This is a genomic window from Pseudobacter ginsenosidimutans, from assembly GCF_007970185.1.
GTDB classification, from domain to species: Bacteria; Bacteroidota; Bacteroidia; order Chitinophagales; family Chitinophagaceae; genus Pseudobacter; species Pseudobacter ginsenosidimutans.
Map to the genome: position 1 here is coordinate 6,745,786 of NZ_CP042431.1, position 25,301 is coordinate 6,771,086.

Sequence of the window (25,301 nt, forward strand, 5' to 3'; positions counted from 1 at the left end):
GACCGATTGATGGATATTATCTATCTTCATTCCTCCAACTTTCAGCCGCTAAATTTTAAGATCATGAAACATTTTATCAGCGGCATCGTTTTCTCTTTTTCCATTTTTGTCTGCAGCAAATCCTCCTTCGCCCAGAACACGGATGCAGAACTGACTGCAACCATCCTGCACCTCGACAGTTTATTCTGGCAATCCTACAATACCTGCGACACTACCAGCATGCGCAAGTATTTTACAGAAGATCTTCAATTCTATCACGATAAAGGCGGCCCCACCTATGATTACCAGACCATGGTAAACGGTTTTGCCCGCAACCTCTGCAACGGTAGTTTCAGGATCAGAAGGGAAGCCGTTCCCGGCACAGTAAAAGTGTATCCCATGCGGAATAATGATACTATCTACGGAGCGCTTATTTCGGGAGAACATTATTTCTTCACCACAGAAAAAGGTCAGCCTGAAAAAAGGGTTGGGCTTGCCAGATTCTCACAATTGTGGCTGAAAAAACAGGGAGTATGGAAAATGAGCATCGTACTGAGTTTCGATCATGGAGAAGCGCCTGCTGCCGGTAACAACCGGTAATGGTAAAGGATTTTACTTTTCCTTTTTCTCGATACGATGGCAAATGAAAGCGCAGATCCCGGTGAAGAAAAGTATACAAACAATGATCAGCCAGGTAAGGATATCGGCCAGTTCAAAAACAGCGGCAATGGTGATCCCTGTGATGATGCCCATCGATACACCCAGCAACATCAGGCCGGAATAAAGCAACCACCTGGCTTTGCGGCCACTCATCCATAAACTGGAAGGCGCTTTCTCCACCCGCTTTTGCCGGAACAATCTGTAGGCGCTGATGACAGTCAGGGAAATGATCAATATCAGAGCTATCAAAGGTAATTGCATGGCAGGCTGACCGGGTTTATCTGTAAGTTACAACTCCTGCCTGGCTTTCACAACCATCATGTCAGCCTCCATGCCTCAACCCATATTATCTTTTTGAAAAATTCCTGATTTCTATTTCCGGGACAACCGCATACTGGTAAACGTTAGTACAATCGCCAGCACCACAAACAAGGCGCCTACCCAGGGCGTTGCCCCGATACCCATCGGTGAAACCACTACCATTCCGCCTATCCATGCACCCAGGGCAATTCCAAGGTTGAAGGATGCGATATTGAATGCCGAGGCCACATCCTCCGTACCCGGCAGATGCTTCTCTGCCAGCTGCACTACATAGAGCTGAAGGCCCGGCACATTGGAAAATGATAATCCACCCAGTATGAAAAGCGTGATCAAACTCCATACCGTATGATGCACCGTAAAAGTGAACAATACCAGTATCGCCGCCTGCAATATGAACATCCACAACAATGCTTTCAGAGGATTCTTATTGGCAGCTTTTCCACCCACTATATTTCCGATGGCAATAGCCACACCATATAATAACAGGATCAGGCTCACTGCTGATTCACTGAAACCACTCACCTCCTGCAATATTGGAGAGAGGTATGTGAAGGCCACGAATGTGCCGCCGTATCCCAGTGCCGTCATCAGGTAAGCGAGTAAGAGATGTTTATTGGCTATCACCTTGAACAGGCTTTTCAATGATGCCTTATTATCGTTCTTCAGATTATTGGGCACCAGCAGCCAGCTGCTCACCAGCCCGATCACACCCAGCAAAGCAACGCCCAGGAAAGTAGCCCTCCATCCGAAATGCTGCCCGATAAATGTTCCCAGCGGCACGCCGGTTACTATTGCGATGGTCAGTCCGGCAAACATGATCGCGATGGCCGATGCCCGCTTTTCAGCCGGCACGATGGCCGCAGCAATGGTAGCGCCGATGGAGAAAAATACACCGTGTGCAAATCCTGTTACGATCCTCGCCAGCACCAGCGAAAAATAACCCGGCGCAATCGAAGCCAGTCCATTGCCGGCAATGAACAATACCATCAGTGAGATAAGCAGTAGTTTTCGTGGAAGTTTTGCCGTTAGCGCTGTAAGGACCGGTGCTCCGATGGCCACACCAACTGCATACAAACTCACCAGCAGTCCTGCAGAAGGGATCGAAATACTCAGATCTGTGGCAACAGTTGGCAACAACCCAACGATCACGAACTCCGTGGTGCCGATACCGAATGCACTGATGGTAAGCGCCCAGAGCGCGCCGGGCAATCCGCGTTTCGAAACAACTCCGACAGTTTCAACTGTTGACGCCTGCGCAATTGAAACCGCCTGCCGCTTCGGTTCCATGCTATTTGTCCTGTATTCCATTTTGCTTGTTTTTAGATGAGAAAGCAAAATTCCTGCAAAACAAGCTATTATCCTAATAACACAACTTATGCGGTATTATCATTAAAATAATACACAATGAAATGTTACAACAATGATTTACAATCCTTTCGCTCACCATTTTTTTCAGGATTTGTATTAATTTGACGGCCATGAAAGCACTGATCCTTACCCTCCTTACCGTTAGCTCCATCATTGCCAAAGGGCAAAGCATCGAAAATTTCCCGGATATGCGAACCTGGGGTATCTATTATACGGATACTGTTGAACGTTATATCTTTGCGGATACTGCCTACATCCGTATTTCGCCGGACACAAAACAATCTCCCATCGATACACTTTTTGCAGGCGATAATATCCTGGTAACCGGCGCATCAGCCAATGCACTTACCATTCGCGGAATCAAGGGGCCCTGGTTGAAAATAAAATATGTAAAAAATGGAGAAGAAAAGAATGGCTATATCTGGCAGGGACTGATCAGTTGTACTCCCCTTCGCCGCGGGGATCTGAAATTCGTATTCGGTATCGAGCGCAGGGCAGACAGTTCATACACCGCGGATAACCGAAAAGAAAATATGCCCCGCTACCTTGTAAGATTGAAAGTAGTACAGAACGGGAAGATCATTACCAGGTCTTCACTGATCACAAACGACAACGAAAGCGCCAATTTCTGTGACGGCAAAGTGATGAGCGGACTCGGTCTCACCAACGTGCAGAACATAGTGGTGATCTCATTCAGCGGCGCTGCCTGCGGCATTCCCACACTCGATTATTATTTCGCATTCACAAAGAACAATACCCTCGTACGTTTCCCTGACAAGATGAATGTGGGCTATGCAGGCGCTTACTATCATGAAGAAAAGTTCATCTTCCCTGCTGAGAAAAACGGTAAACCGGATCTGCTTTTCTGGAGTATGACAGAAGAAGAAGCAACCGATAAAACAGACCAGAACGGTGAGCCCGTCATGAGAACAATTGCCCGTAAAAACAAGACCTACACATGGAACAGCCAGGAGGAATCGATCACTGAAACAAAGAAATAAGCAATTACCCTTTGTTCTGAATGCCTGGTAACATCGGTACAAATGCAAAATGGTCGAACTGTTCTTCGGTAATGGTATCATCCGTTCCTTTTGTCAGCCTGACCATCCTTTGCATGCCGGGGCGGCCAACTGGAGCCACCAGCAAACCGCCGGGAAGCAGTTGATTGACCAGCACTTCAGGGATTTTTTCCGGCGCCGCCGTGATCAGGATCCTGTCGAAAGGCGCCGTTTCCGGCCAGCCGTTGTAACCATCACCATAACAAAAATGCAGGTTGGAGAATCTTTGCAGGTAAGTGAAATGCTTGTTGCGGTCATAGAATCTCTTTTGCCTTTCTATCGTGTACACTTCAGCCCCCATCTGCGCCAGCACAGCAGCCTGATAGGCGCTTCCCGTGCCCACTTCCAGCACTTTCATGCCGGGCTCCACTTTCAACAACCAGGTTTGATAGGCAACAGTATAAGGTTGTGATATCGTTTGCTCGTTACCGATAGGGAAAGCATTGTCCATATACGCTTTGGTGCGCAGGCTTTCAGGCATGAAAAGATGACGCGGAACTCTTCCGATGGCGGTCAGCACCCGTGCATCCCTGATGCCTTTGGATTGAATGGCCTCCACCAGTTTCCGGCGTTGCATCTGACATTTGGGCGAGTCTTCGTTTTGCATGACCTCATATTTCCATGCAATGGAAAACAAAAAAACTGTACCATTGGTTTAACGGCTAATCCGGATAGGTTATCCGGCTGTTTGTCCCCCTTTTTCCCCAGGAATACGACTGTACGCGGCTTATCAGAGACCTGATACTTCAGCATGGTACAGTTCTGGTTTCATTTTGATGGTGGATGAAATAAAACGCAGTCCTTTCGCATAACTGATCTCTCCCGGTTTATCTGCATTGATCTGCACATTTTCAAAATAGCAATCAGTAATGGGCGAACCGGGCAATCCCCAGATCCTGATGCCTGTTCCTGCATTCACTACCCGGATATTGCTGCAACGTATATTCCTGAAAACAGGCATGAAGGGTACATCAGCAAAACTGGTGTCCTGCTCCGGCTTCAGCGGTTCTTTCGGATAATAACAGGAGAAGAAGATGGGCCATTTGCAGTTCTTAATGGTTAGATCTGAATAGCGAAGATTTTCCACTATTCCACCTCTGCCTCTTGCGGATTTGATGCGAAGCCCTGAAGTGGTGCCGTCAAATTCACAATGCTCCACTTTCAGGTTCCTCAATCCGCCGGATGTGAAACTCCCGATACTTAGACCATGTCCAACACCGAAAAAACAATTCCGGATCAGGATATCGCTGCATTGCGGTAATTCACCTTTATTCCTGTCGCCGAAATTGATGGCGATATTATCATCCCCTGTACGGATATCGCAATTTTCAATGGTACAGTTACGCGCTGAAACATTGATCCCGTCAGTATTGCGGGATTCATCAGGTGCCTGAATGCGGATATCATGAATATAAACATCTGTACAATTCCGTAAAGAGATATGGGTATTGGGCGGATCAAGGGTGAGGATGCCTTCCAGTTCCACCCTTTTACATTTTTCTATGAACAGCAATTGCGGACGACGATACTGCAATTCTTTGTCCGTGTATTTTGTCCACCAGTTTTGTCCCTGTCCATCGATTGTTCCCGGGCCGCTTATCTTAATATCCGTAGCATCCAGGATACTGATGAAATTCAGGTAACGTTCATTTCCGATGGGATAGTTGGCAATATCATTCCGCAGCCGGAGAATTGCGCCGGACTGCAATTCCAATGCTGTATGACTATACATTTGAAGCGGGCCGCAGAGAAAGATCCCTTTGGGTATGATCACCTTACCCCCATGGATACGCGCACTATCCAGCGCGCGCTGGATAGTAACTGTATTCAATGTTTTTCCATCCCCAGCCGCACCAAAACTGGTGACCAGGAAGGTATTTGCAGGGATCTGCGGCAGGGCTGTATGTTGCGCCAATGCAATGCTGCCCGTAAATACCAGGCAGCACAAAAGAAAGATTATCGATTTCATCATTATCAATTGATGGTAGTTAACATAGAAGCATTTGCGCCATAATTGAAAATGGCCTTACTTTTCGCGACGGATAAATTCGTATTCTGCACCCTGATATTACCTGAACGATTGCCGTTGATACTGAAGAAAGCTTCAGTCAACTGATTACCTGTAATGGTTTCAAAACTGAGCCCTCCACTGTTCTCGATATGGATCAACGGCGCAGAGGAAGCGCATTGCAGGGACACATTCTTTAAAGAGATATTCTTTGCTTCGATGATATCGGCGCCTTTGGCCGAACGGACGAAAATATTTTTCAGGCTGATATCCCTGATGCTCATTTCCGGCAATCCCCTGATCAGCATGGCGCGCCCTGCACCTTCGCAAATAAGATCACTGATGAAGAAACCACGAAACTGCGGAGTACCTTCAGTTACAGAAGGGATGTCCACTTTTCCATTTGTCTGCGCAAGGCTGGGCGCTTTTGTGAAATAGTACATATCGAAGAGGATGGCATCGTGCTGGATATTACGCATACTGATATTCCGGATATGGATATTCTCCACGATGCCGCCGCGGCCGCGTGCTGTTTTGAAACGGAGACCAACATCCGTTCCGATAAAACTGCAATCGGAAACAAAAATATCATAAGCACCGCCGGACATTTCACTGCCGATCACAAAACCACCATGCCCGCGGTACACCACGTTATTCTGCACAACAATGTACCGGGAAGGCTTTCCTACCCTTCTTCCTTCCTCGTCCTTACCGGATTTGATGCAGATGCCATCATCGCCGCAATCCAGTGTACAGTTCTTCACCTGCACATAAGAACAACTTTCGATATCGATGCCATCTCCATTCTGCGCATAGGATGGATTGCGCACCTTGATGCCATCGAATGTGACGTGCTCGCAATACAGAGTGTGCAGGCACCAGGTGGGGGAATTCTGGAAACTGGTATTTTGCAGCAGCACTTTTTTGCAGTTGGTGAGCACCATCAGGTTGGGTCGCAGGAAATCCCTGATGGCCGCATGGTCTACCGGACCAATCGCATCTATCCGCTCCTCACCCAGCCTGTAGCTCTCAGAAGGATACCAGGTTTTGCCATCCTTGCTGAGCAGTCCACCGGATTCGGTCAAACGCTGCCAGTCGCCATTCGTCATCTTATCTTTTTTCACCGGTCTCCATACATCGCCATTTCCATCTATCACGCCATCGCCTGTGATGGCGATATTGGTAAGATCAGTACCGGAGATGGGTGGTTGATTTCGCACGGTCTTTCTTCCTTCAAAATTTGTCTCCACCAGTTTGTACTGGCTCTTGTTGCCGGTGAACTGCAATACGGCAGCGCGTGTGATATGCAGGTTCACATTGCTCTTCAGCACCACAGGCCCCGAGAGCCACACGCCCTGCGGGATCAGCACCACGCCTCCTCCCTGCTGACTGCAATGAGCAATGGCCTTGTTGATGCTTTCCGTGTTGAGTGCTTCGCCACCGGCCTTTGCACCAAAGTCTGTGATCAGGAAAGTGTCATTTCTAAAGGAAGGCAATTCTATTTGTGGCAAATTATTCCAGGAATATTTTCCCGGCTGCGCAAAGGCTGATCCGGCTACAGTTGCCACTAAACCTGCAGTTACTACGATACGGCTGTAAAACTTCATGAACTTCTCAGATTATTTATGGTTTCAAAAGCAATGGGTCAAATCAATAGCTCCACCTCGGATCACCGATAGCGCTGCCTGCACTGCTTACAGTGCGCAACAGGTGACCAGCAGGCAAAGTGAAATCCTGTGTAGCCGCCGTCCATCCCAGGTCTATCTTATGGTTACCCACCATGGTAGTTCCGGCAGGGAAGCTAAGCTCAACATCAGCGCCATTTTTGAAATTGAATGAATTGTTATTATTGAACACGATCACTGTATTGGCGCCGGTTGCACGCACAGCCAGGTTGGATACCGTCTGTGAAGGCAATGGCGTATTGGCGATGATGCTATTGGTGAAATTGAAATTGACAGGATTGCTGCCTGCATCCATCAGCACGGTCTTGTTATTACCACCGATACTGTTGATAGTGCAATAATCGAAAGTGATGGTTGGCCTGTTCACCAGCAAAGCTGTGCTGGATATCAAAGTCCTTCCCGCATTCTGGAAAGTGGAATTCGATACATGCACTTCACCAACAGCCAGCTCATCAAGGTGGAAAAGATTATAGCCAAGTGTTGTAGCTACATCCATCACCAGGGTATTTCTTACGCTCACCTGGTTCATCCTGTAATCACCGGCATTGGATCCCCTGTCTGCGCGGAAGAAGCTGGTGGTAGTTCTTGCCACTACGCAATTGCTGACCTTCACCTGCGTGAAATCACAGATCTCATTATTGGCTGCGGCGCCGGTAAGATTGATGAAATACAATGCGGTATTGGGTGCGCCATCGAGATAGATACCTTCGAGGATGATGCCTGCACCACTTCCCCTGAGATTGAATTCCTTGAAATTGATTCTTGTATCGGCAGGATTATTGGAAAGCGATTTGATGGTGATCGTTTTCTGCTGGATCGCGAAATTGGCGCCGGCAACATCATATACGCCGGGATTGAGACCAATCACATCGCCATTGGCTGCATTGGTCACCGCCGCCACGATATCATCCCCGGGATTCAGCACTACGGTATACACGGTTGGCTTTGGCGTACGGAAACTCAGCCATCCCTTGCCGGATGTGCTGTTGAAAAGCTCTGCCGAGTAAAGGGTGTCGGATGTAAGTCCGGTGATTTCCTTAAATCCATTGCTGAGATCAGTTGGAGTCAACAGCAACTCCTGCGCTGTGCCACCTTTGATGGTTAACAGGAGCTTTGCAAATATTTCGGTTGTTCTCCAGCGTAAGGTTACCCTGGACTCAGTGAGCTCAATATCCCGTACGGGCAGAAAGAATTGCTCTCCGATCACAGTGAAGGAACCGCCCGTCAGCCATTTCGAAGCAGGCTGGTTCTCAAAGGCATTCGCCATGATGCGCACATAATATTTTTGCCGCAGTGTAAGTTCGGCAGCCTTGATAGTGAGTGCAGTTGTATCGGATTGAAAGCTATGGTCAGTTGTTGCAAAAGTGGAATCCTGTGAAAGATCGATAGTGTAGGTCAACAGCTGCCCCTCGCTGAGGATGGGAGCCGTCCAGCTGATGGTGGCTGAAGTATCTGTAGTTCTCACGGAGATGCCCGAAGGCTTGAACAGCCGCGGACTGTCCAGGCCTTCATTGGGATCATCTTTTTTACAACTTGCCAAAAAAACCACTGCTGCTGCCAACAGCAATGGTAACGTTTGAATATAAAAAAAGCGAAGCTTCATGATGCAAGATTTTAGTATCCGTAATTTTGAACGATGTTGGTATTCTGCTGAAGGATGGTTTGATGGAAAGGGAATACCTCCTTCTTGTTCGCCTCAAAATAAGTGGCGAAGCCGCTGGAATTACCGGTGATATATTCCTCATTCAAACTGGCCCTCCAGTTCTTTGTAACCCATCCGCCTGCCGGCGGCGTGGATGTTCCCATTCCTGGCTGGAATAGTACGGCTGATGCATGTCCGCCATAGAGATCGAGCAACTCCACTTCATCCACAGAATTGATCACTTTGTATTCAGCAGGTTTTACGTATACGTATTTCGGAATGTTGGCATATACGCCTTCCCCGTTCATCAGTTGCCTGAGTTTGTTGCGGGTTTCGATGAATTTTGCTTCGATGATATTCCAGCGGATCAGGTCATATTTACGGATAGCTTCTCCACCGAATTCGAGCAGCCGCTCTTTCACGATGGCATCGAAGAACCCCTGATGATCATCCGGCATCGGTGGCAAACGATCTTCATGGTTCACGAATGCACGTTTCCTCACTTCAAGCAAAGCGGCTTTTGCTTCTGCGGAAGGCGCTCCGTTCAGCTCATTGTCTGCTTCGGCAAAGAAGAGCAATACATCAGCAAAACGGATCACCGGCCAGTTCACCGCCAGGGTTTGAGTGGTGCCGGTCATGGTGGTCCAGCTGCGACGGAATTTCGCATCGGTCATATTGTTGAGCGTGTTGATCAGTTTTTCACTTTTATCGTTGATCTCGTAGGATCCGATGGTGACATCGCGCCTGCAATCGCCCAGTTGATCGAACTCATAGAAATAAGTGGCGATGCACATTTCACCGCCACCGCCCTGTCCAAAACGGGAAGAAGCATTGATGCGGATCCCATTGTAATAACCGAGCTTTGTATCGGTTCTCGCTCCCGCACCATATGCGCCTACTTCAAACATCAGTTCGAATGTTGGGTCCAGGCGGGTGCTGCTATGCAGGGTCTTGAATACATTCTCGTAGGAAGGATTGAGGTCATGCTGTTCACGATGGGCGATAATGTCTTTGCATTCATCCAGCGCTATCTGGTAAAAGTCTTTGTAATTGGCGCTGCGCAACATGGTATGTGATTCCTTATCCATCATATAGCCGCCACGGAACATGGCGATCTTCGCTCTCAGCGCTTTGATAGCGCCTTTCGTCCAGCGTGTGCTGCCATAGCCGGATTCAGTACGCCAGGGCACCAGTTCCTGCGCTTCCTTCAGATCATCCAGTAAATGCTCCAGTATTTCTGTGCCGTTGGTAACAGGCACGTCCAGCATGGGTGTATGTGCGGAAGGTTCCCATTGCGCCACCACACTGCCCCAGTTGCGTACGAGTGAAAAATAGAAATGTGCACGCAGTGTCAGTGCTTCTCCAAGCAGCTTTGCCATTTCGGATTTGGAAGCATTGCCCTCTGCAAACAAGGGAGATGCCTTGATTCCACGAATACAGATATTCGCTCTTTCGATGCCGGTGTATAGTTGATTGAAACCATTCTGCAATTCCCCGTTATCATCTGTTGCTCCCCACATGCTGATGCCACGGCGGTCCTGCGAGGAGTAACTTCCGGATGTTTTGAAATCATCTGCCATCAGGCCCCAGATAGTGCCTTCCTTGGTGGCGCCATTATCTCCACAGAGCTGGTTGTACACACCAATGATGGCAGAGTTGGTATAGCTCACACTGTTGAATGTGGCATCCTGTGAAATAGTGGAAGGATTTTCAAGATCGAGGTATTTCTTGCAGCCATTGCCCAACACAAGCAGGGAGATGTAAAGCAGGCCGGCCAATGGTTTGCGGTATGTTTGTTTCATCTTTTCTGATTATTGGGTTAAAAACTGATTTCTACTCCGGCCAGTACATAACGGCTGCGTGGGTAAGCAGCATAGTCTACCGCCGGCGTCAGCGGATTGCTCCTCCTGGTATTGGCTTCCGGATCATAACCGGAATAATTGGTGAAAGTGTGGAGGTTATTTACAGTAGCGTATATCCTGAACCGTGAGAACACTTTCCATTTTTGCAATAATCTTGATGGAAGGGAATACCCAAGTGTTACATTGGAGATGCGCAAAAAGGAACCGTCTTCTATCGCATAGTCGGTGAGGATGTATTGTCCACCAGGCGGTGTCCAGAAACTGGTATTGGCATTCATGGCCCTCAGCTTGTCCGGATCGGTTACTTTCTGTCCGTTCTCATCATACCATTTCCATCGGTTGGCCACTTCTGCCAGCATGTTATTGTCTTTGTAGAGATATTGTCCGGTGAATTCAGACCTGTTGGCATTATAGGTTTCATTGCCATATGAATAGTTCATGAAGATATTCAGGTCCCAGTTCTTCCAGGAGAACTGGTTACCGAAACCGCCTGCAAAATCAGGAAAAGCATTGCCCAGTACAGTCCTGTCGTCTTCTGTAACATAATCGCCTGGCTTGCCTGAGAGTCTTTTCAGCTTCAGATCACCGGGCTGAGGATCCTTGCTGCCCAGGGCCACTTCCCTGCTGTTGGCGATGCCGGGTTTCAATTTATAGGTCCAGGTTTTGTTACCTTCATTGTAAGTGATATCGAAATCATCCACAGTGTACCATCCGTCTGCCTTATAGCCATAGAACTGACCAACTGCGGAGCCTACCTGTGCCAGGAAATCCTGTCCATTCACACCACCGGAAGCAATTGCATAGGAAGTTTTGGGATTGCCGTACTGGTCAAGGCCAAGGCTTTCGATCCTGTTCCTGTTATGAGAGATATTGAAGTTCATGGACCAGGTGAAATCTTTTTTATTGATGATCATGGCGCTCAATTGCAGCTCAATGCCCTTATTGGAAGTTTCACCAATGTTCTGTAACTGTGATGTATAACCGCTGGTAGTGGGTATCTGTGCGGTGAGCAGCAGGTCTCGCGTATTATTGAAATACAGATCGATGCTGGCAGTGATGCGGTTCTTGAAAAGACCGATATCCAGTCCCAGGTTGCGCGACACAGTTGTTTCCCATTTGATATCGGGATTGGCCAGGTAAGATGGCGCAAAGCCGGGCGTAACGGCCTCTTCAATTGCATAGCCATTGTTGCTGCTGGCAGCAAACAAAGTTTTATAGAGATCCACCCCGATCCTGTTATTGCCACCCATGCCATAACTGGCCCTGAACTTCAGGCTGTTCATCCAGGCGATATCAAGTTTTTGAAAGAGGGGTTCTTCTGAGATCCGCCACCCCACTTGAGCAGAAGGGAAAGTTGCATAACGGTTATGCGCCGGGAAGAGAGAAGAGCCATCACGTCTTACAATGAAGTTGGCCATATACCTGCCGGCATAGGAATAAGACAGGCGGCCGAATAAACTGAAAAGTCTTTGTTCTGAAATGGAAGTGGTAGGTGGTTCCTGCAAAGCGCCTGAGGGCGGCGTTGCTTTCTGGATACCTGCGAAAGCCTGTTCAGCAGTGATGTCTACCGGCAACCATTTTACATTCACTCCTGTATTCTTCGATCTGCCCTGGTTCAGCTCCTGCCCTGCCAGCAAAGTGAAAGCATGTTGCTTTTTTATTTTGAAATCGTAGCTGATGGTATTGGTATTGGTGATGGTGAGCGTAGCGCCGGTAGTGATGTCCACAACAGGCATATTGGCATTCTGCCTGGCCACACCGGTGATGGCGCTGTTGAACTGGTCCATTCTCCGGTCTGTACTGGTGATACCGAAAATGGTTTTGATGTTCAGTCCCTTGATGACAGTATAATTTCCGTTCACACCGGTGATCACCTGGTTGGTATAATCATTTCTTTCGGTGGCGTATGCATCCATCACGGGGCCGGTGAGATTGGTCTGTTTGGCATAATCCGGATCGAACTCATCCACCACGTCTGCAATGCCCGGGGCTTCAAAAGGACGGTACCTAACGGCATTGCGCAGCCGGTTATTACTTTGAGAGCCGGTATTGGCGGTACCAGCGCCCCATACTTTCTGGCGGCTGTACCTTACATTGAAACCGAATTTGAATTTATTGGAAGCCACATTATCGTACCGGAACGCGGCAAACTGCCGCTGTGCGCCGGAATTCAGCATGATACCATCCTCCTTATAATTGTTCATGGTGAAGTTGAAACTGGATTTATCCGTTCCACCGGTGATATTGAGATTTTCGGTGTGCGAGAAAGCATTGCGGCCGAACACGCGGTCCTGCCATTCAACAAAGGGCACATTTTTGTAAATGTCCAGGTCTTCCCAGGTGCCATAACTTTTGGCGAATGCATCCTTCGTTTGCTGGTCTGTATTGTTATTGTAGAGCTGGTACTGGTACATTACATAATCGTAAGGTTTCAGTACATCGAGTTTATTGATAATGGATCGCGCGCCGGCAAAGCTGTTCAGGCTTACCATTGTTTTTCCGGTTTTGCCGGTTTTGGTGGTGATCAGCACCACGCCATTGGCGCCACGTGCGCCGTATACGGCAGTTGATGCCACATCTTTCAATACATCGATACTTTGGATCTCCTGTGGTGAAATCACACTGAGAGCATTTTCCACCTGTATGCCATCAACAATATAGAGTGGCGCATTGTCCTGTGTAATGGAGTTGCCACCCCGCACACGGATCTGGATATCTGCTCCGGGCTTTCCTTCGGAAGTGACCACCGATACGCCTGCCAGTTTACCGGCCAGGGCTTCGGCTACAGTAGCCACAGGGAAGTCCTTGATATCTTTTGCAGTAACGGAAGAAACAGATCCTGTTACTGCATTTTTGGAGACGGCTCCGTAGCCGATATTCACAACCACTACATCTTCCAGTTGTTTGGAATCTTCCGGCAGCAGTGATACGGTTATATCTGTTTGACTGGAGATCCCATATTCCAGGGTGCTGAATCCGATAAAGCTGATGCTGAGCACGGACTTACCTGAGGAAGGAACGGAGATCCTGAATTGGCCTTTGCTGTTGGTGGAAGTGCGGGTATTGGTCCCTTTGAGCTCAACGGTGGCGCCGCTGAGTGGTTCCTTGTTCTGTCCCATGACCGTTCCGGTGAGCGGTCGGTTCTGCGACCATGCCTGCGTGGCAAACAGAAAGAAAAAACAGGTCAGAATGATGGCTGTTCTCATGATTGAATCGTTAGTTTTTTGGTAGCAAAAAACCGGAGGGACAGGAACAGTCGAAAGGAATTTCACCTGGCCGCAATCGGTTTTTCTGTGCATTCAAACCTAGCGCAAACCGCTGCAGGTGAGGTTCAATTTCTGACCGAATAGGTTCAAAAATTGGTTTTTGAGAATTTTCCGGCCTGAAATGCGGGAGTTTGAAAGGACTGAATTAGTTTTGCGCGCAGGGATGATCTAAAAACATCTGTCCCGGGAGACCATGAGCACCAATCTTCTTCAGATCTATGCGCACTGACGCGCCAGCGTCCTTCTAAATGACAATAGCTGTTTGCACAGCTACCTACTCCTTATTGTGTAAATTAATCTGAGAAGAATGGAAAAGATGATCCCGGATGTTCTCCGAGAGAATCCATGCCCGGTATACTGTCCCGTTTGCCAGGCCAGCATCAATAGCAACAATACAAATGGTTTTACCTGTCTGAACGGCCATCAATTTGATCAGGCTGCCGAAGGTTTTATCAACCTGCTGGGCAGGCGTCCCAGGTCCTTATTTAAAGCGCAATATTTCAATACCAGCAGAAAACTGATGGCCACTGGCTTTTTTGTGGGCCTGGAGCGCAAATTGCTTGAACTCCTGTACGCGGAATATGCCGTGAATGATTCACTCACCATCCTGGATGCAGGAACCGGCGAAGGCATGCTGTTCTCGAATATCCTTCTATGTATGCGCTGGGACCAGTATCGTCACCAGGGAATCGGCATCGATCATTTCATGCCGGCCGTAAAAACGGCCGCCCGGCATTTTGAAAAGGCTTTATGGCTGGTGGCAGATATTCAAAAGATACCGTTGAAGTCAGGTTCTGTTGATGTGGTTTTGAACACTCTCGCGCCCGCCAATTATGAAGAGTTCCTGAGGATATTGCAACCGGGTGGACTTCTGATCAAGACCATTCCCGGGCCGGAGCATTTAAAGGAATTGAGTGTTCATAAGCACATTCACGGCAATGATCATACGCAGGAATTATTCCGGCAATATTTCGGACAGCTGCAGCAGGTCAGGGTAAGGTTCCAAAAGGAGTTGCTGGAAGAGGAGAAAGACCTGGTGCTGAATATGCCTGCAACAGCTGTTCAATGTGAAGAATTAGAATTGCAGCAATTATCAACCATTACCATTGATCTGATCATACTTTGCGGGCGGAAAGCTTATTGAATCGGAGTGCTGACAGTCGCTCGCCGGGAGGCAAGCGACTGTCAGCACCCTGAGTTTTTACAACAGGTTACTCACTCCTGTTCTGCATCCTTTCGGACTTATTCTGTTTGAGGTATTCTGAAGGCGATACCCCGAACTTTGTCCTGAAACAGGTGCTGAAATATTTGGCATTGCTGAAACCTACGGCGTAAGCTACTTCGGTAATATTTCCATAGCCGCTGTTCAGAAGCTGCTGTGCTTTTTTCAGCCGCATCTCACTCACGAATTCAACGGGGGCCAGTCCTGTAAGACTTTTGAATTTCTTGTAGAAAGTGGTCCGCCCCATATTGATCGCCTCTGCAACGGTATCAATATCAAAATCCGCGTCCGTCATTTTTTCTTCAACAATAACGGCCACATTTTGGAGAAAGGTTTCATCCTGTGCAGTCAGCTTCAGCTCACCGGGAATGGACTTCAGCGCCTTCTGCCCTTCCAGTATCGCTGATAATATTTTCTTCCGCTGCCTGATCAGGTTATCGATCACGGCCAGCAGGAAATCGTGATGAAAAGGTTTGGTGATATAATAATCCGCACCGGAACTCATGCCTTCGATCTGGCTTTCCACCGCGCTTTTGGCGGTGAGCAGCACAACGGGGATATGGGAAGTACTGAGATTGGCTTTCAGGTTGCCCAGCATCTGCATACCATCAGCCTTCGGCATCATTACATCGCTGAGGATAAGATCAGGCAATAATGCCTGGGCGCGCAGATATCCTTCTTCACCATTTTCGGCTGATGCTATCCGGTAGTTGTCCTGCAATTGTGCCTGCAGGAAGAATCTAAGATCTGCATTGTCTTCAACCAGCAAGAGCAATGGCAGGGAATTATCTGACTGTTTATTGCCTTGATCTGAAATAGTGGCAGGCGATGCAGCAAATCCTGTAAGAGCCGGGATCGCATCATTTGCAGTATCCACAAAGCTCACATGCTCACCTTTGAAATGATCCTTGCCCGGCAACAGCTCCACCTTCACAGTCAGGCCGCCACGGGGATTATTCCAGGCAGTTATGCTGCCGCCATGCAATGCAACCATTTGCCGGCAAAGCGCCAGCCCGATACCCGTTCCTTTTGCAGCATGCTGCCCTGCAGCATCACCTTCATAGAAAAGCTCGAAGATCTTACTGAGCTTATCTGGCGGCACGCCGGCTCCCTGATCAGCTACTTCAACAATGGAATGTCCATCATTTCCCGTTTTCACGGCAACTGTAATGCTCCTTCCGTTGGGTGTGAACTTGAAAGCATTCGATACCAGATTGTAAACTACAGTTTCTATTTTGTCTGCATCGATCCAGGTATAGATCTCCTGGTCTGCATGCTCCACTTTGAAATCGATCTGCTTCTCTCTGGCCTGCTCGGTGAAATAAGCACTGATGCCTTTCACGAAAGAGACCATTTCCACTTTCGACAAACCCAGTTTCGCTTTTCCACTTTCTATTTTTCTAAGATCCAGCAATTGGTTCACAAACCGTCCCATCCTGTTGGCATTCTTTCTTACCACTTCCATGTACTGTTTTCCACGCTCTGACAGCGCTTCATGTTTATAGATCTCCTCGATCGGATTCACGATCAGCGTTACCGGCGTTCTCAGTTCATGGGATACATTGGTGAAGAAATTCATCTTCATCGCCGCGATCTTTTTTTCCAGCGCAATCTTATGCCGGAGCCGCAACATGGTGAGGGCTGTTCTCCTCGCAAAAAGGAATAACAACAGGGCAGCAATGGCATATAACGTATATGCCCACCATGTTTTCCAGGGCGGGGGCAGAATGGTGATCCTCATGCTTTTCACCGGTACATTGTTGTACAGCTCCCTGGTCATGCATTTTACTTCAAACACATAATCACCAGGCGGCAGGTTGGTATAGGTGGCCCGGCGGTCAGACATATTGTAATGCCAGTCTTTATCGAAGCCCGCCAGGCGGTAAGCGTAAGATTGTTTGCTGCCCGCCCTGTAATCCAGCACCACATAATCGATACTGATGATATTCTGATTGTATTTGAGTTCCAGTGACGGCGTGTGATTCACGGAAGCACTGAGAATACCATCGGACGCTCCGGGTTTCACATCAGTATTGTTGATCTGCAGATTGGTGAAGGCCATCTCCGCTTTCATAGGATGATCTTTGATAGCCGCAGGATCAAAATTCAGGTAGCCCCTGATTGTACCAAATACGAGCTCACCATCCTGTAAACTGGTTACAGATGATTCCGAGAAAGCATATTTGGGAACACCATCGTAAGAATTGTAATTACGGAATATTTTCCTGACGGGATCGAAGCGTGCAAATCCGGCCTGTGTTGCCACCCAGAGGAATTGCTGCCTGTCTTCAACGGCGCTGAGGATATAATCATTGGGCAGACCGTTCTCTGAAGTGTAGATGGTGAATTGCAATGCTTTCAGGGGATCGGAACCTTCCGCTTTATTTAATCCGCCACCTGAAGTGGCCAGCCACATATTGTTTTTGGAATCCTTCAGAATGAACTGCACATTGTTATTACCCAGACTACTTAGGTCCCCAGGGATTTTCTGGTAAGCTGCATACCGGAATACACCCTGCGTGTTGGGATCCACTACCAGCAAGCCTTCCGTTGTGGCCAGCCAGAGATGCCCCTGATGGTCCTGCGCCATATGCCTGATCTTTTTGAAATGATCCACGGGATAATCTTTCAGCGCGAGACGATTATGTACAAAACTTCCTGTTACCGGATCGTAGAGATAAAGGCCATTATCGAATGTGCCGATCCAGATTCGGCCCGCTTCATCTTCCAGAAGTGAATAGATCTCGTTGCTGATACTATTCTGGTCTTTCGGATCGGATTGAAAATGCGTTAACCGATAAACTGTTTCTTCTGTATTTTGAGGCGAGGCCAGGAAAAGCCCGTTTGCCTTGGTGCCCAGCCAGATATTACCCTTTCTGTCCTGCATGATGGTATAGGCCGAACCCAATCCGCCCGCGGGCTGGTTCAGGAAACGGATATTCTGCTTCACACCATTTTGCAGCACATAGAGCTGGTTACTTTTAACGCCAACCCATAACCGATTCTTCCGGTCGCGGCAAAGCCCGCGGACTTCATTGTCTGACTGGAACACTCCCGGATTGGCCAGCAGGTGCTGATTGAACTGGTTACGCTGGAAAGTGATCTTTTCGATACCTCTCTCGTCGGTACGCAACCAGAGCAGCCCTTCAGCATCGTAGAACAGTGAATGCACGATATTGGAGAAAAGCCTTTTGGAAGAATTCGGTTCGTTATTGAAATATTCTATCTGGTCTTTCGAGGGATCATAATAACCGAAGCCGCCTCCTTTCATATTCACCCAAACCACTCCTTTATTATCTTCATACACCTTGAAATGGTCGCCAGAGTGATTGTAGACTGCGTTGTTCTTCTGTGTAAATGTTTTGAATTGCCTGGTTCTGGTGCAGAATTTTACAACACCATGGTTTTGTGGTTTGATCCATAGATTACCGGAACGGTCTTCGTAAAAAGTATGCAGACCGCCGGGTTGATCGTATTGAAAAGCAGCGGAACGCTGGCTTTGAAGACCGGTAATGATCAGTTCGCCGGCAGCGGAAGTGGCATACAGGTTTGAGTTGGTCTGGTCCACCATCAATGCATGCAGCCTGGCATTGCTCAGTTTTAGCGCAGTGATCTTTTTTTCTTTTTGATGATAGATGAACACCTGACCATCGCTGGCGCCCACAGCCACCAGGTCTTTCCCTTCCGCAATACAGGTTATGTTCAGGGAACCTTCCGGAATTCCCGTATTATAGTTTTTGAAGATTCCATTTTCATCTTTTGCCAGGCAGGCCAGCCCCTTCGGAGTGCCTACCCAGATCATTCCATTTTTATCTTCCCTGAAAAAATTGATCTTGTCGCCGGGCAGCCTGAATCCTTCCTGCGCCTGTGAGTTGTAAACGAAATAATCTGAACTGTCTTTCTCCGGATTTGTCACCAGTAACAATCCCTTGCTGTAGGTTTCGATCCAGACCCTTCCATTGGCAGTGCTCAGAATACCTTTGTAGGTTTCAGTGGTATTGACGGGGATATGGAGGATGGAAGAAAGCGGCAGGAACCGTTCTGTTTTTTTATCGAAGCGATAGATCTGTCCATCATATGCTTTCATCCAGAAATGATGGAAGTCATCTTCTGCGATCTGATCGATACGGTCATTTTTCAGATGAGAAAGATCGCCGGGAGCAGATTTAAAAGAAACAAAGCGATGGCCATCGAAGCGGTTGATTCCATTCCAGGTGCCAAACCACATGAAACCTTCCCTGTCTTTGTACATATAAGTGATGATATCATGGGAAAGTCCGTCTTCGGTGGAATAATGATCTATCCTGCATTTGGGCTGGGAAAAACTGTACAGTACAGGAAGAATACAATACAGCAAGGTACATAAGCAGTGTTTGGCAGCATTCATAAACCGGTAACAAAAGGTCCGGAACTCAATATACTGAAATTATTGTCCGGACGCTGTTACAAGTTACGGAATTGCCGGCATCACTCAGCTCCCCATCCAAATTTTGAAACCGGAAGCTTTTTCCCTGCTGATGATCACTGGCTCCGTGGGAGCAGGCTGCAGGGAAGCCAGGAGTTTACCATTGAAGTGATGCGTTACAGTTTTTATAGCATAACGGTTGATCAGGTATTGACGATTGGCGCGATAGAATAACCAGGGATCCAATTGCTCCATCAATTCATCGATCGAGCGCTCCTCCAGCACCAGGCTGGTATTATTGAATTGAGTGCCCGCTATCCTGCCGTTCCTCACATCAAACCAGGCAATATCTTTCACTGCAACAGGAAGCAGTTTGTCCTGGAATGGAATGAGAAAGTTCTCCCGGTACCGGGCACCACTGAACAATAGCTCTCTTAATTTCCGAATATCGATCACAGCAGCAGTGGACTTTGCCTCCTGCCATCGCTTCTCGAATTTCATCAGCGCTTTTTCCACTATTTCCAAATTCACAGGTTTCAACAGATAATCAACACTATTCACTTCAAACGCTTTAATGGCATATTGATCATATGCAGTAGTGAAGATAACTGGTGTTTGCACATCCACGACGTTGAAAATCTCAAAGGAATGTCCGTCTGCCAGGTGAATATCCAGGAAGATCAGATCGAAGCCTTCTGGCGCCCGCAGCAAACGGACCGCCTGTTCCACCGTTTCTGCAACAGCAGCAATAACCGCCTGCGGTCTGCATTCCAGGATGATCTGCTGTAGCTGCCTGGCAGCATGTGGTTCATCTTCCACTATCAGTATTTTCATATTCTCCACCAATTAAGAAGCTTCATTCAGCAATGGTAACGTAACAGAAAAAATGGAATCCTTTCGGATGATCCTGATCTCCTGCCCGCAGATATGCAAATAACGTTTGTTGAGATTGTATAAGCCAGTTCCTGTACCCGCCTCTTTGAAACTACGCTCCTGCAGATTGTTCGTTACCGTTAGTTCATTCCCTCTGGCGCTGATCTGTATGCTAAGCGGGGCCGAAGCAGACACTACATTATGCTTGAATGCGTTCTCCACAAGCGTTTGCAGGGCCATCGGCGGCAATTGCCTGGTCAGGCTCAAAGCTTCGATATTTGTTTCAAGACTGAAGCGGTTGTTATACCGCTCACGCATCATATTCACCCAGGCCATGGAAAATGCAAGCTCTTCACGGAAGCTCACCAGCGGCGCCTGCTGGCTTTGCAACACATAGCGATAAACCTGCGACATATTGTTCAGAAAATGTTTGGCCGCTTCCCTGTCTGTATCCATCATTGAGCTGATGGCCGTGAGAGAGTTGAACAGGAAATGCGGATTCACCTGGTTCTTCAGCGCTTCGAAAGAAGACTCTGCATTGATCTTCTGCAGGATCTCATTCCTGAGTTTCATAGCCTGGTTCTTCATTACCAGCATATATGCTTCCGCAACCAGTATGCAAAAACAGATCTCCAGTATCAGCGTAATATTCAGCAGGAAGCCGTAAAATTTCTCATTGAATGCAAACCCTGCTCCATCCAGTCCCAACAACATTGCCAGCCATCTCACCACAACAAACAGGAAGAGGTTGAGCAACAGCCTTTGCCGGAAATTCCCCAGTTCAACGGCGAGGCTGCCTGCGCTCAACCGTTTCCGTGATGTATTGAGAAAAAGGAAAACTAACGCCACCAACCAACCGAAAATAAATTTTAAAAAGAAATCGGTCCATGATTGCTGACTGGCTGCAAGGGAAAAAGGTAAGGAACGGACATATAAAATAATGGCCAGGCGGGGCAGGGCCATAAATACTGCGATGGCGGTGGCAGCCAGCAGGATGATCCTTATTTTATGGTGCTGCAATTGAGCATCCTGTTGCTTCATCGATGTTGGCATCATGGAAGAGAGAATCGTTTAAAGAAATTCCAGATCATTGAATTGGCATCGATCCTTTCCGATGGCGGGTCTGCCCTCGGCCGATGCGTTGGCGCACCAGGCCAGGAATGTCCGCCATCAGTTGTAAGATAGCACTCCACCAGCGTTGCGCCGGTACCGTTCTTCCAATATCTTTTTACATAACCATCAAAAATCTCTTCTGTACTGTTAGTATCACATGCATTCTGCGCAGCGAAATAATGTATGCCTTCCATTGCAGGTGGAAAATGATAATTGCCAAGGCCCGTTCCTCCATTGAAGGGAACTTTTGTATCGATCATTGAATGAATATGCAACAAGGGCACAGCAGCCTTCCGCGCCGGGTCCTTCATAAATACCATATTACCGCTGACGCATGCAATGGCCGCAATCTTATCCGGTATTTCCGCCGCCAGCCTGTAAGCCATCATGGAACCGTTAGACATCCCGGTTACATACACCCGTTTTTTATCGATATTGAACCGGTTGCTGCAGGAATCGATCAGCGTACTGAGGAATCTGGTATCCCCGATATTTGCATAAGCCGCGTAATCACAGCAGGATCCTGCATTCCAGGTGCGAATGCCAAAGGGGCCATCCTGTTTTCTGATCCCGTCTGCATACACCACCACAAAATTTTCCCTGTTCGCTTTTTCTGTAAATGAATAGTCTTTCTCAAACTGTGAGGCGCTGCCACCCGTTCCATGAAGGGCCAGTACCAGCGGGCGACTGACATTGTTGCTGTAATAAGTTGGAGGCAGGTTCACCAGGTAAGTCCTCTCCCATCCATCGATAAGCAACGTACCCTGGAACCGGTGCAGCTGACTATTATTTTCATCCTTTTTGCAACAGATCGATAAAACGGAAATCATGACACAGATAAACATACTTTTCATCTCAATACCCTCCATTATTTCGATCCTCTTTTCGATTTCAGTTCCTTCTTCATCTCCGATTGCATCTGCTGGTAAATTTTGTACTGATCCGGTGTCAGCGCTTCTTTCATCTTTTTGTCCTTTTTACTCTTTGCCTCCCTGAAACGTTTATACCTGCTGAGTTTGGAACCACCGGCCTCTTTTAGTTCTGATAATTCCGCAAAGAAATCCTCATTGATCTTTTCCACCTTCGACTGCTGTTCTTCCGAAAGGTTCAGTTTGGTTTTATAGTTTTCCATTTTTTCCATCAATTCTTTCTTCTGCTCTTCATTCAGTTTGCCCTTGCCTGTTTGTGCGCTGGCCACTGCCGCAACGATTATGAAAACGATGATCATGGCCAGGAACTTTACGATCTTTTTCATTGTTTGATTTTTTATTACCCCGAAATAAAGCAACAAGAGGCCCCGTCACAAGGCCATAAACAGGGAGACGGGGAAATTTGAACCTGAAGCGTAGGTGGCTGGCAACATCTTTGCGGATTCAAGCTGATTGGCGTCAACCTTCCCGGCTCAGGATTGTTAACGGGTAGGAATCGCCACATACCTTCATCATAAAATTGTCGTCATGAACAGCAACTTCAATCCAACCCGCAGGCTTTTCATCAAGAATGTAGGCAAGGCTGCCCTCTCCACTTCCATTGCAATTCCTTTCTTATCTTCCGTTGCCTGCGCCGGCGAAACGGCCGGAGGCGATGCAGATGGAGACATTACATGGACGCAGCAGCCGCTGAAATATGCATACAATGCTATCGAGCCTGTGGTGGATGCGCTAACCATGGAGATCCATTATTCCAAACACGCTGCAGCATATGCCAAAAGTCTGGGCGAAGCAGTGAAAGATGAAAATGTGAACACCGGCAGCATCACCGTTCCCGGATTGCTTGCAGGCATTTCCAAATACTCCGCCAAAATGAGAAACAATGCAGGCGGGCATTACAATCATGAACTCTTCTGGAGGTCTTTAAGAACTCCTGCTGAAGGCAACGCTCCCTCGGGTCCGCTCGCCGATCAGATCAAAAAAGATTTCAACTCAGTTGAAGCATTTCAGAACCAGTTCAATGAAGCTGCCAAAACAAGGTTCGGCAGCGGCTGGGCCTGGCTGGTACTTACCAATGATAAGAAGCTGGTGATCGGTTCCACACCGAACCAGGACAATCCCCTGATGGATATTTCAGACCTGAAAGGATTCCCCGTTCTCGGTCTCGATGTTTGGGAGCACGCCTATTACCTGAAGTACCAAAACAAGCGCCCCGACTACGTTTCAGCCTGGTGGAACGCCGTCAACTGGGATTATATACAGCAAAGGTTTGCCAAAGCATAAATAAAATGTAAAACGATACAATATGAATACGGTAGAACGGGACATACCCATCGATGCACCGGTAGAAAAGATCTGGCAGGTGCTGACTGATGCAGCCTACATAAATCTGTGGGATGATGTGCCCGGCAGTTTTACAGACAGCAAACTGAGTCTGGGCAGCAAGCTGATCTGGGACCTGGAAGACGGCCACCAGAGCAGTATAACGGTAACAGTATTTGAGCCGGAAAGTGAATTGAGAACAGATTTGTATGTTACGCGATGGCCTTCACCACCTTCGGCTTATGATATTGCCTACCATTACCGCATCATCAACCGGCAAAACCAGACAGTACTGAAAATTACTGTAGGAGATTTCGAAGCGCTGGGCGATAAAGCACCCAACTATGTAGAAGCTTCAGAAGAATTTCTGCAGGCGGCAGGCGACAAGATCAAGGAACTTGCTGAAGCCCGCGCATAACCCATAGATGAATATTCAAAAAGAGGGCTTCCGGAAAAACCGGAAGCCCTCTTCTGATTGCTGTTTTGTTTTTTCATTATTTCTTCAACGAATTCATATCTATCACGAACCTGTATCGCACGTCGCTTTTCAGCATACGCTCATATGCCTTGTTGATGTCCTGGATATTGATCTTCTCGATCTCAGAAACGATATTGTGCTTACCACAGAAATCAAGCATCTCCTGTGTTTCAGCAATACCGCCGATCACGGAACCAGCAACAGATTTCCTTCCCATGATCATTGGAACAGTGTTGAGCATCGGCTCTAAAGGACCAAGATAACCCACTACCACCAGCGTACCGTTCACTCCCAGAGTAGACACGTAAGGATTCAGATCATGCACATAGGGAACGGTATCGATAATAAGATCGAATTTTCCTCTGACAGATTCCATTTGTTGCTCATCTGTGGAGATCACCACCTGGTTCGCTCCCAGGTCCAGCGCATCTTTCTCCTTGTTCGGAGAACGCGAAAAAAGTGTAACATCCGCGCCCAGACCTTTTGCCAGTTTGATAGCCATATGGCCCAGACCACCCAGACCAACTACGGCTACTTTACTGCCTTTGCCTGCATTCCAGTGCCGGAGCGGGCTCCAGGTTGTGATGCCTGCACAGAGCAGTGGCGCAGCTGCCGCCAGATCAAGATTATCAGGCATCTTCAGAACGAAATGTTCATCAACCACTACTTTTTCGGAATAACCGCCAAAGGTATGTCCACCCAGGTGTTTGTCCGGCGCGCCATAAGTTCCGGTGAAACCTGGAATGCAATATTGCTCCAGGTCTTTTTTGCAACTCTCGCAAACCCGGCAGGAGTCTACCATACAGCCAACAGCAACATGATCACCCACTTTGAATTTGGTTACGCCACCGCCAACTTTGGTAACCCTTCCCACGATCTCATGACCAGGAACAACCGGGTAGCTGGAAGGCCCCCAGTCACTTCTGGCAACGTGCAGGTCCGAGTGACAAACGCCGCAGAACAGAATATCGATCTCCACATCTTTCTCCTGTGCCTCCCTTCTGTGAATATCCATCTGACCCAACGGGGCGTCTGCCGCCTCCGTTCCGTATGCTTTTACTTTGAACTTTTCCATTGTTGGATATGTTTGATTGATAATAAATACAAAA

The 25,301-nt window shown here is 47.9% G+C and carries 19 protein-coding genes; 5 read left to right on the forward strand and 14 right to left on the reverse strand.

The window, feature by feature from the left end; genetic code table 11:
• Positions 1 to 63: 63 nt before the first annotated feature.
• On the forward strand, positions 64 to 579 hold the full coding sequence (locus tag FSB84_RS26425; protein WP_158644131.1) for a nuclear transport factor 2 family protein: 516 nt from the start codon (positions 64 to 66) through the stop codon (positions 577 to 579).
• Positions 580 to 591: 12 nt separating this feature from the next.
• Here FSB84_RS26425 and FSB84_RS26430 read toward each other — a convergent pair whose 3' ends face one another.
• The gene (locus FSB84_RS26430; protein WP_130540839.1) at positions 592 to 900 is read right to left on the reverse strand and encodes a hypothetical protein; all 309 of its coding nucleotides are present in this window, start codon (positions 898 to 900) and stop codon (positions 592 to 594) included.
• A 111-nt stretch (positions 901 to 1,011) separates the two neighbouring features.
• Positions 1,012 to 2,268, reverse strand: coding sequence for an MFS transporter (locus tag FSB84_RS26435; RefSeq protein ID WP_225979896.1), 1,257 nt, complete (start codon positions 2,266 to 2,268; stop codon positions 1,012 to 1,014).
• A 170-nt stretch (positions 2,269 to 2,438) separates the two neighbouring features.
• On the opposite strand from FSB84_RS26435, the gene FSB84_RS26440 reads away from it, so the two are divergent.
• Entirely contained in the window at positions 2,439 to 3,329 is an 891-nt protein-coding gene (locus FSB84_RS26440; protein WP_130540840.1) for a hypothetical protein, read from the forward strand.
• Between the two features lie 4 nt (positions 3,330 to 3,333).
• Here the strand turns inward: FSB84_RS26440 and FSB84_RS26445 are convergent, their stop codons facing one another.
• The 6 genes from FSB84_RS26445 to FSB84_RS26470 form a co-directional block, all read right to left on the reverse strand.
• Positions 3,334 to 3,993, reverse strand: a complete 660-nt coding sequence (locus FSB84_RS26445) for a protein-L-isoaspartate(D-aspartate) O-methyltransferase (protein WP_130540841.1) — start codon at positions 3,991 to 3,993, stop codon at positions 3,334 to 3,336.
• A gap of 123 nt (positions 3,994 to 4,116) precedes the next feature.
• Complete coding sequence (locus FSB84_RS26450) at positions 4,117 to 5,358, reverse strand: glycoside hydrolase family 28 protein (RefSeq protein WP_130540842.1); 1,242 nt, start codon at positions 5,356 to 5,358, stop codon at positions 4,117 to 4,119.
• 2 nt (positions 5,359 to 5,360) lie between these two features.
• Entirely contained in the window at positions 5,361 to 7,001 is a 1,641-nt protein-coding gene (locus tag FSB84_RS26455) for a glycoside hydrolase family 28 protein (protein WP_130540843.1), read from the reverse strand.
• Positions 7,002 to 7,044: 43 nt separating this feature from the next.
• The gene (locus FSB84_RS26460) at positions 7,045 to 8,682 is read right to left on the reverse strand and encodes a fibronectin type III domain-containing protein (protein ID WP_130540844.1); all 1,638 of its coding nucleotides are present in this window, start codon (positions 8,680 to 8,682) and stop codon (positions 7,045 to 7,047) included.
• A gap of 11 nt (positions 8,683 to 8,693) precedes the next feature.
• Positions 8,694 to 10,523, reverse strand: coding sequence for a RagB/SusD family nutrient uptake outer membrane protein (locus FSB84_RS26465; RefSeq protein ID WP_130540845.1), 1,830 nt, complete (start codon positions 10,521 to 10,523; stop codon positions 8,694 to 8,696).
• Positions 10,524 to 10,540: 17 nt separating this feature from the next.
• A complete protein-coding gene (locus FSB84_RS26470) occupies positions 10,541 to 13,789 on the reverse strand; it encodes a SusC/RagA family TonB-linked outer membrane protein (RefSeq protein ID WP_130540846.1) in 3,249 nt (1,082 codons plus the stop codon).
• 367 nt (positions 13,790 to 14,156) lie between these two features.
• On the opposite strand from FSB84_RS26470, the gene FSB84_RS26475 reads away from it, so the two are divergent.
• Positions 14,157 to 14,993 carry a putative RNA methyltransferase gene (locus FSB84_RS26475; RefSeq protein WP_130540847.1) on the forward strand — a complete coding sequence of 279 codons (837 nt, stop codon included), beginning with the start codon at positions 14,157 to 14,159 and terminating at the stop codon, positions 14,991 to 14,993.
• A 67-nt stretch (positions 14,994 to 15,060) separates the two neighbouring features.
• Here FSB84_RS26475 and FSB84_RS26480 read toward each other — a convergent pair whose 3' ends face one another.
• From FSB84_RS26480 to FSB84_RS26500, 5 genes are all read right to left on the reverse strand, one after another.
• The gene (locus tag FSB84_RS26480) at positions 15,061 to 19,428 is read right to left on the reverse strand and encodes a hybrid sensor histidine kinase/response regulator transcription factor (protein ID WP_158644132.1); all 4,368 of its coding nucleotides are present in this window, start codon (positions 19,426 to 19,428) and stop codon (positions 15,061 to 15,063) included.
• A gap of 114 nt (positions 19,429 to 19,542) precedes the next feature.
• Positions 19,543 to 20,310 carry a LytR/AlgR family response regulator transcription factor gene (locus FSB84_RS26485; RefSeq protein ID WP_130540849.1) on the reverse strand — a complete coding sequence of 256 codons (768 nt, stop codon included), beginning with the start codon at positions 20,308 to 20,310 and terminating at the stop codon, positions 19,543 to 19,545.
• A gap of 12 nt (positions 20,311 to 20,322) precedes the next feature.
• The gene (locus FSB84_RS26490; protein ID WP_130540850.1) at positions 20,323 to 21,405 is read right to left on the reverse strand and encodes a sensor histidine kinase; all 1,083 of its coding nucleotides are present in this window, start codon (positions 21,403 to 21,405) and stop codon (positions 20,323 to 20,325) included.
• On the reverse strand, positions 21,402 to 22,292 hold the full coding sequence (locus FSB84_RS26495; RefSeq protein ID WP_158644133.1) for an alpha/beta hydrolase family esterase: 891 nt from the start codon (positions 22,290 to 22,292) through the stop codon (positions 21,402 to 21,404). Before FSB84_RS26495 ends, FSB84_RS26490 begins: the two co-directional genes overlap by 4 nt.
• Before the next feature lie 38 nt (positions 22,293 to 22,330).
• Complete coding sequence (locus tag FSB84_RS26500; protein ID WP_130540852.1) at positions 22,331 to 22,717, reverse strand: hypothetical protein; 387 nt, start codon at positions 22,715 to 22,717, stop codon at positions 22,331 to 22,333.
• Between the two features lie 202 nt (positions 22,718 to 22,919).
• Here FSB84_RS26500 and FSB84_RS26505 point away from each other — a divergent pair, with 202 nt between their 5' ends.
• A complete protein-coding gene (locus FSB84_RS26505) occupies positions 22,920 to 23,675 on the forward strand; it encodes a superoxide dismutase (RefSeq protein WP_130540853.1) in 756 nt (251 codons plus the stop codon).
• 22 nt (positions 23,676 to 23,697) lie between these two features.
• Positions 23,698 to 24,132 (forward strand): SRPBCC domain-containing protein, encoded by a 435-nt coding sequence (locus FSB84_RS26510; protein WP_130540854.1) that lies wholly within the window; start codon positions 23,698 to 23,700, stop codon positions 24,130 to 24,132.
• A gap of 76 nt (positions 24,133 to 24,208) precedes the next feature.
• Here the strand turns inward: FSB84_RS26510 and FSB84_RS26515 are convergent, their stop codons facing one another.
• On the reverse strand, positions 24,209 to 25,267 hold the full coding sequence (locus tag FSB84_RS26515; protein ID WP_130540855.1) for an NAD(P)-dependent alcohol dehydrogenase: 1,059 nt from the start codon (positions 25,265 to 25,267) through the stop codon (positions 24,209 to 24,211).
• Positions 25,268 to 25,301: the final 34 nt, after the last annotated feature.

Coding starts and splice junctions, on each gene's coding strand:
- FSB84_RS26515 (WP_130540855.1), bottom strand. CDS start 25,267: ATGGAAAAGTTCAAAGTAAAAGCATACGGAACGGAGGCGGCAGACGCC.
- FSB84_RS26505 (WP_130540853.1), top strand. CDS start 22,920: ATGAACAGCAACTTCAATCCAACCCGCAGGCTTTTCATCAAGAATGTA.
- FSB84_RS26425 (WP_158644131.1), top strand. CDS start 64: ATGAAACATTTTATCAGCGGCATCGTTTTCTCTTTTTCCATTTTTGTC.
- FSB84_RS26430 (WP_130540839.1), bottom strand. CDS start 900: ATGCAATTACCTTTGATAGCTCTGATATTGATCATTTCCCTGACTGTC.
- FSB84_RS26510 (WP_130540854.1), top strand. CDS start 23,698: ATGAATACGGTAGAACGGGACATACCCATCGATGCACCGGTAGAAAAG.
- FSB84_RS26460 (WP_130540844.1), bottom strand. CDS start 8,682: ATGAAGCTTCGCTTTTTTTATATTCAAACGTTACCATTGCTGTTGGCA.
- FSB84_RS26495 (WP_158644133.1), bottom strand. CDS start 22,292: ATGATTTCCGTTTTATCGATCTGTTGCAAAAAGGATGAAAATAATAGT.
- FSB84_RS26465 (WP_130540845.1), bottom strand. CDS start 10,523: ATGAAACAAACATACCGCAAACCATTGGCCGGCCTGCTTTACATCTCC.
- FSB84_RS26470 (WP_130540846.1), bottom strand. CDS start 13,789: ATGAGAACAGCCATCATTCTGACCTGTTTTTTCTTTCTGTTTGCCACG.
- FSB84_RS26440 (WP_130540840.1), top strand. CDS start 2,439: ATGAAAGCACTGATCCTTACCCTCCTTACCGTTAGCTCCATCATTGCC.
- FSB84_RS26435 (WP_225979896.1), bottom strand. CDS start 2,268: ATGGAATACAGGACAAATAGCATGGAACCGAAGCGGCAGGCGGTTTCA.
- FSB84_RS26475 (WP_130540847.1), top strand. CDS start 14,157: ATGGAAAAGATGATCCCGGATGTTCTCCGAGAGAATCCATGCCCGGTA.
- FSB84_RS26485 (WP_130540849.1), bottom strand. CDS start 20,310: ATGAAAATACTGATAGTGGAAGATGAACCACATGCTGCCAGGCAGCTA.
- FSB84_RS26455 (WP_130540843.1), bottom strand. CDS start 7,001: ATGAAGTTTTACAGCCGTATCGTAGTAACTGCAGGTTTAGTGGCAACT.
- FSB84_RS26445 (WP_130540841.1), bottom strand. CDS start 3,993: ATGCAAAACGAAGACTCGCCCAAATGTCAGATGCAACGCCGGAAACTG.
- FSB84_RS26500 (WP_130540852.1), bottom strand. CDS start 22,717: ATGAAAAAGATCGTAAAGTTCCTGGCCATGATCATCGTTTTCATAATC.
- FSB84_RS26490 (WP_130540850.1), bottom strand. CDS start 21,405: ATGATGCCAACATCGATGAAGCAACAGGATGCTCAATTGCAGCACCAT.
- FSB84_RS26450 (WP_130540842.1), bottom strand. CDS start 5,358: ATGATGAAATCGATAATCTTTCTTTTGTGCTGCCTGGTATTTACGGGC.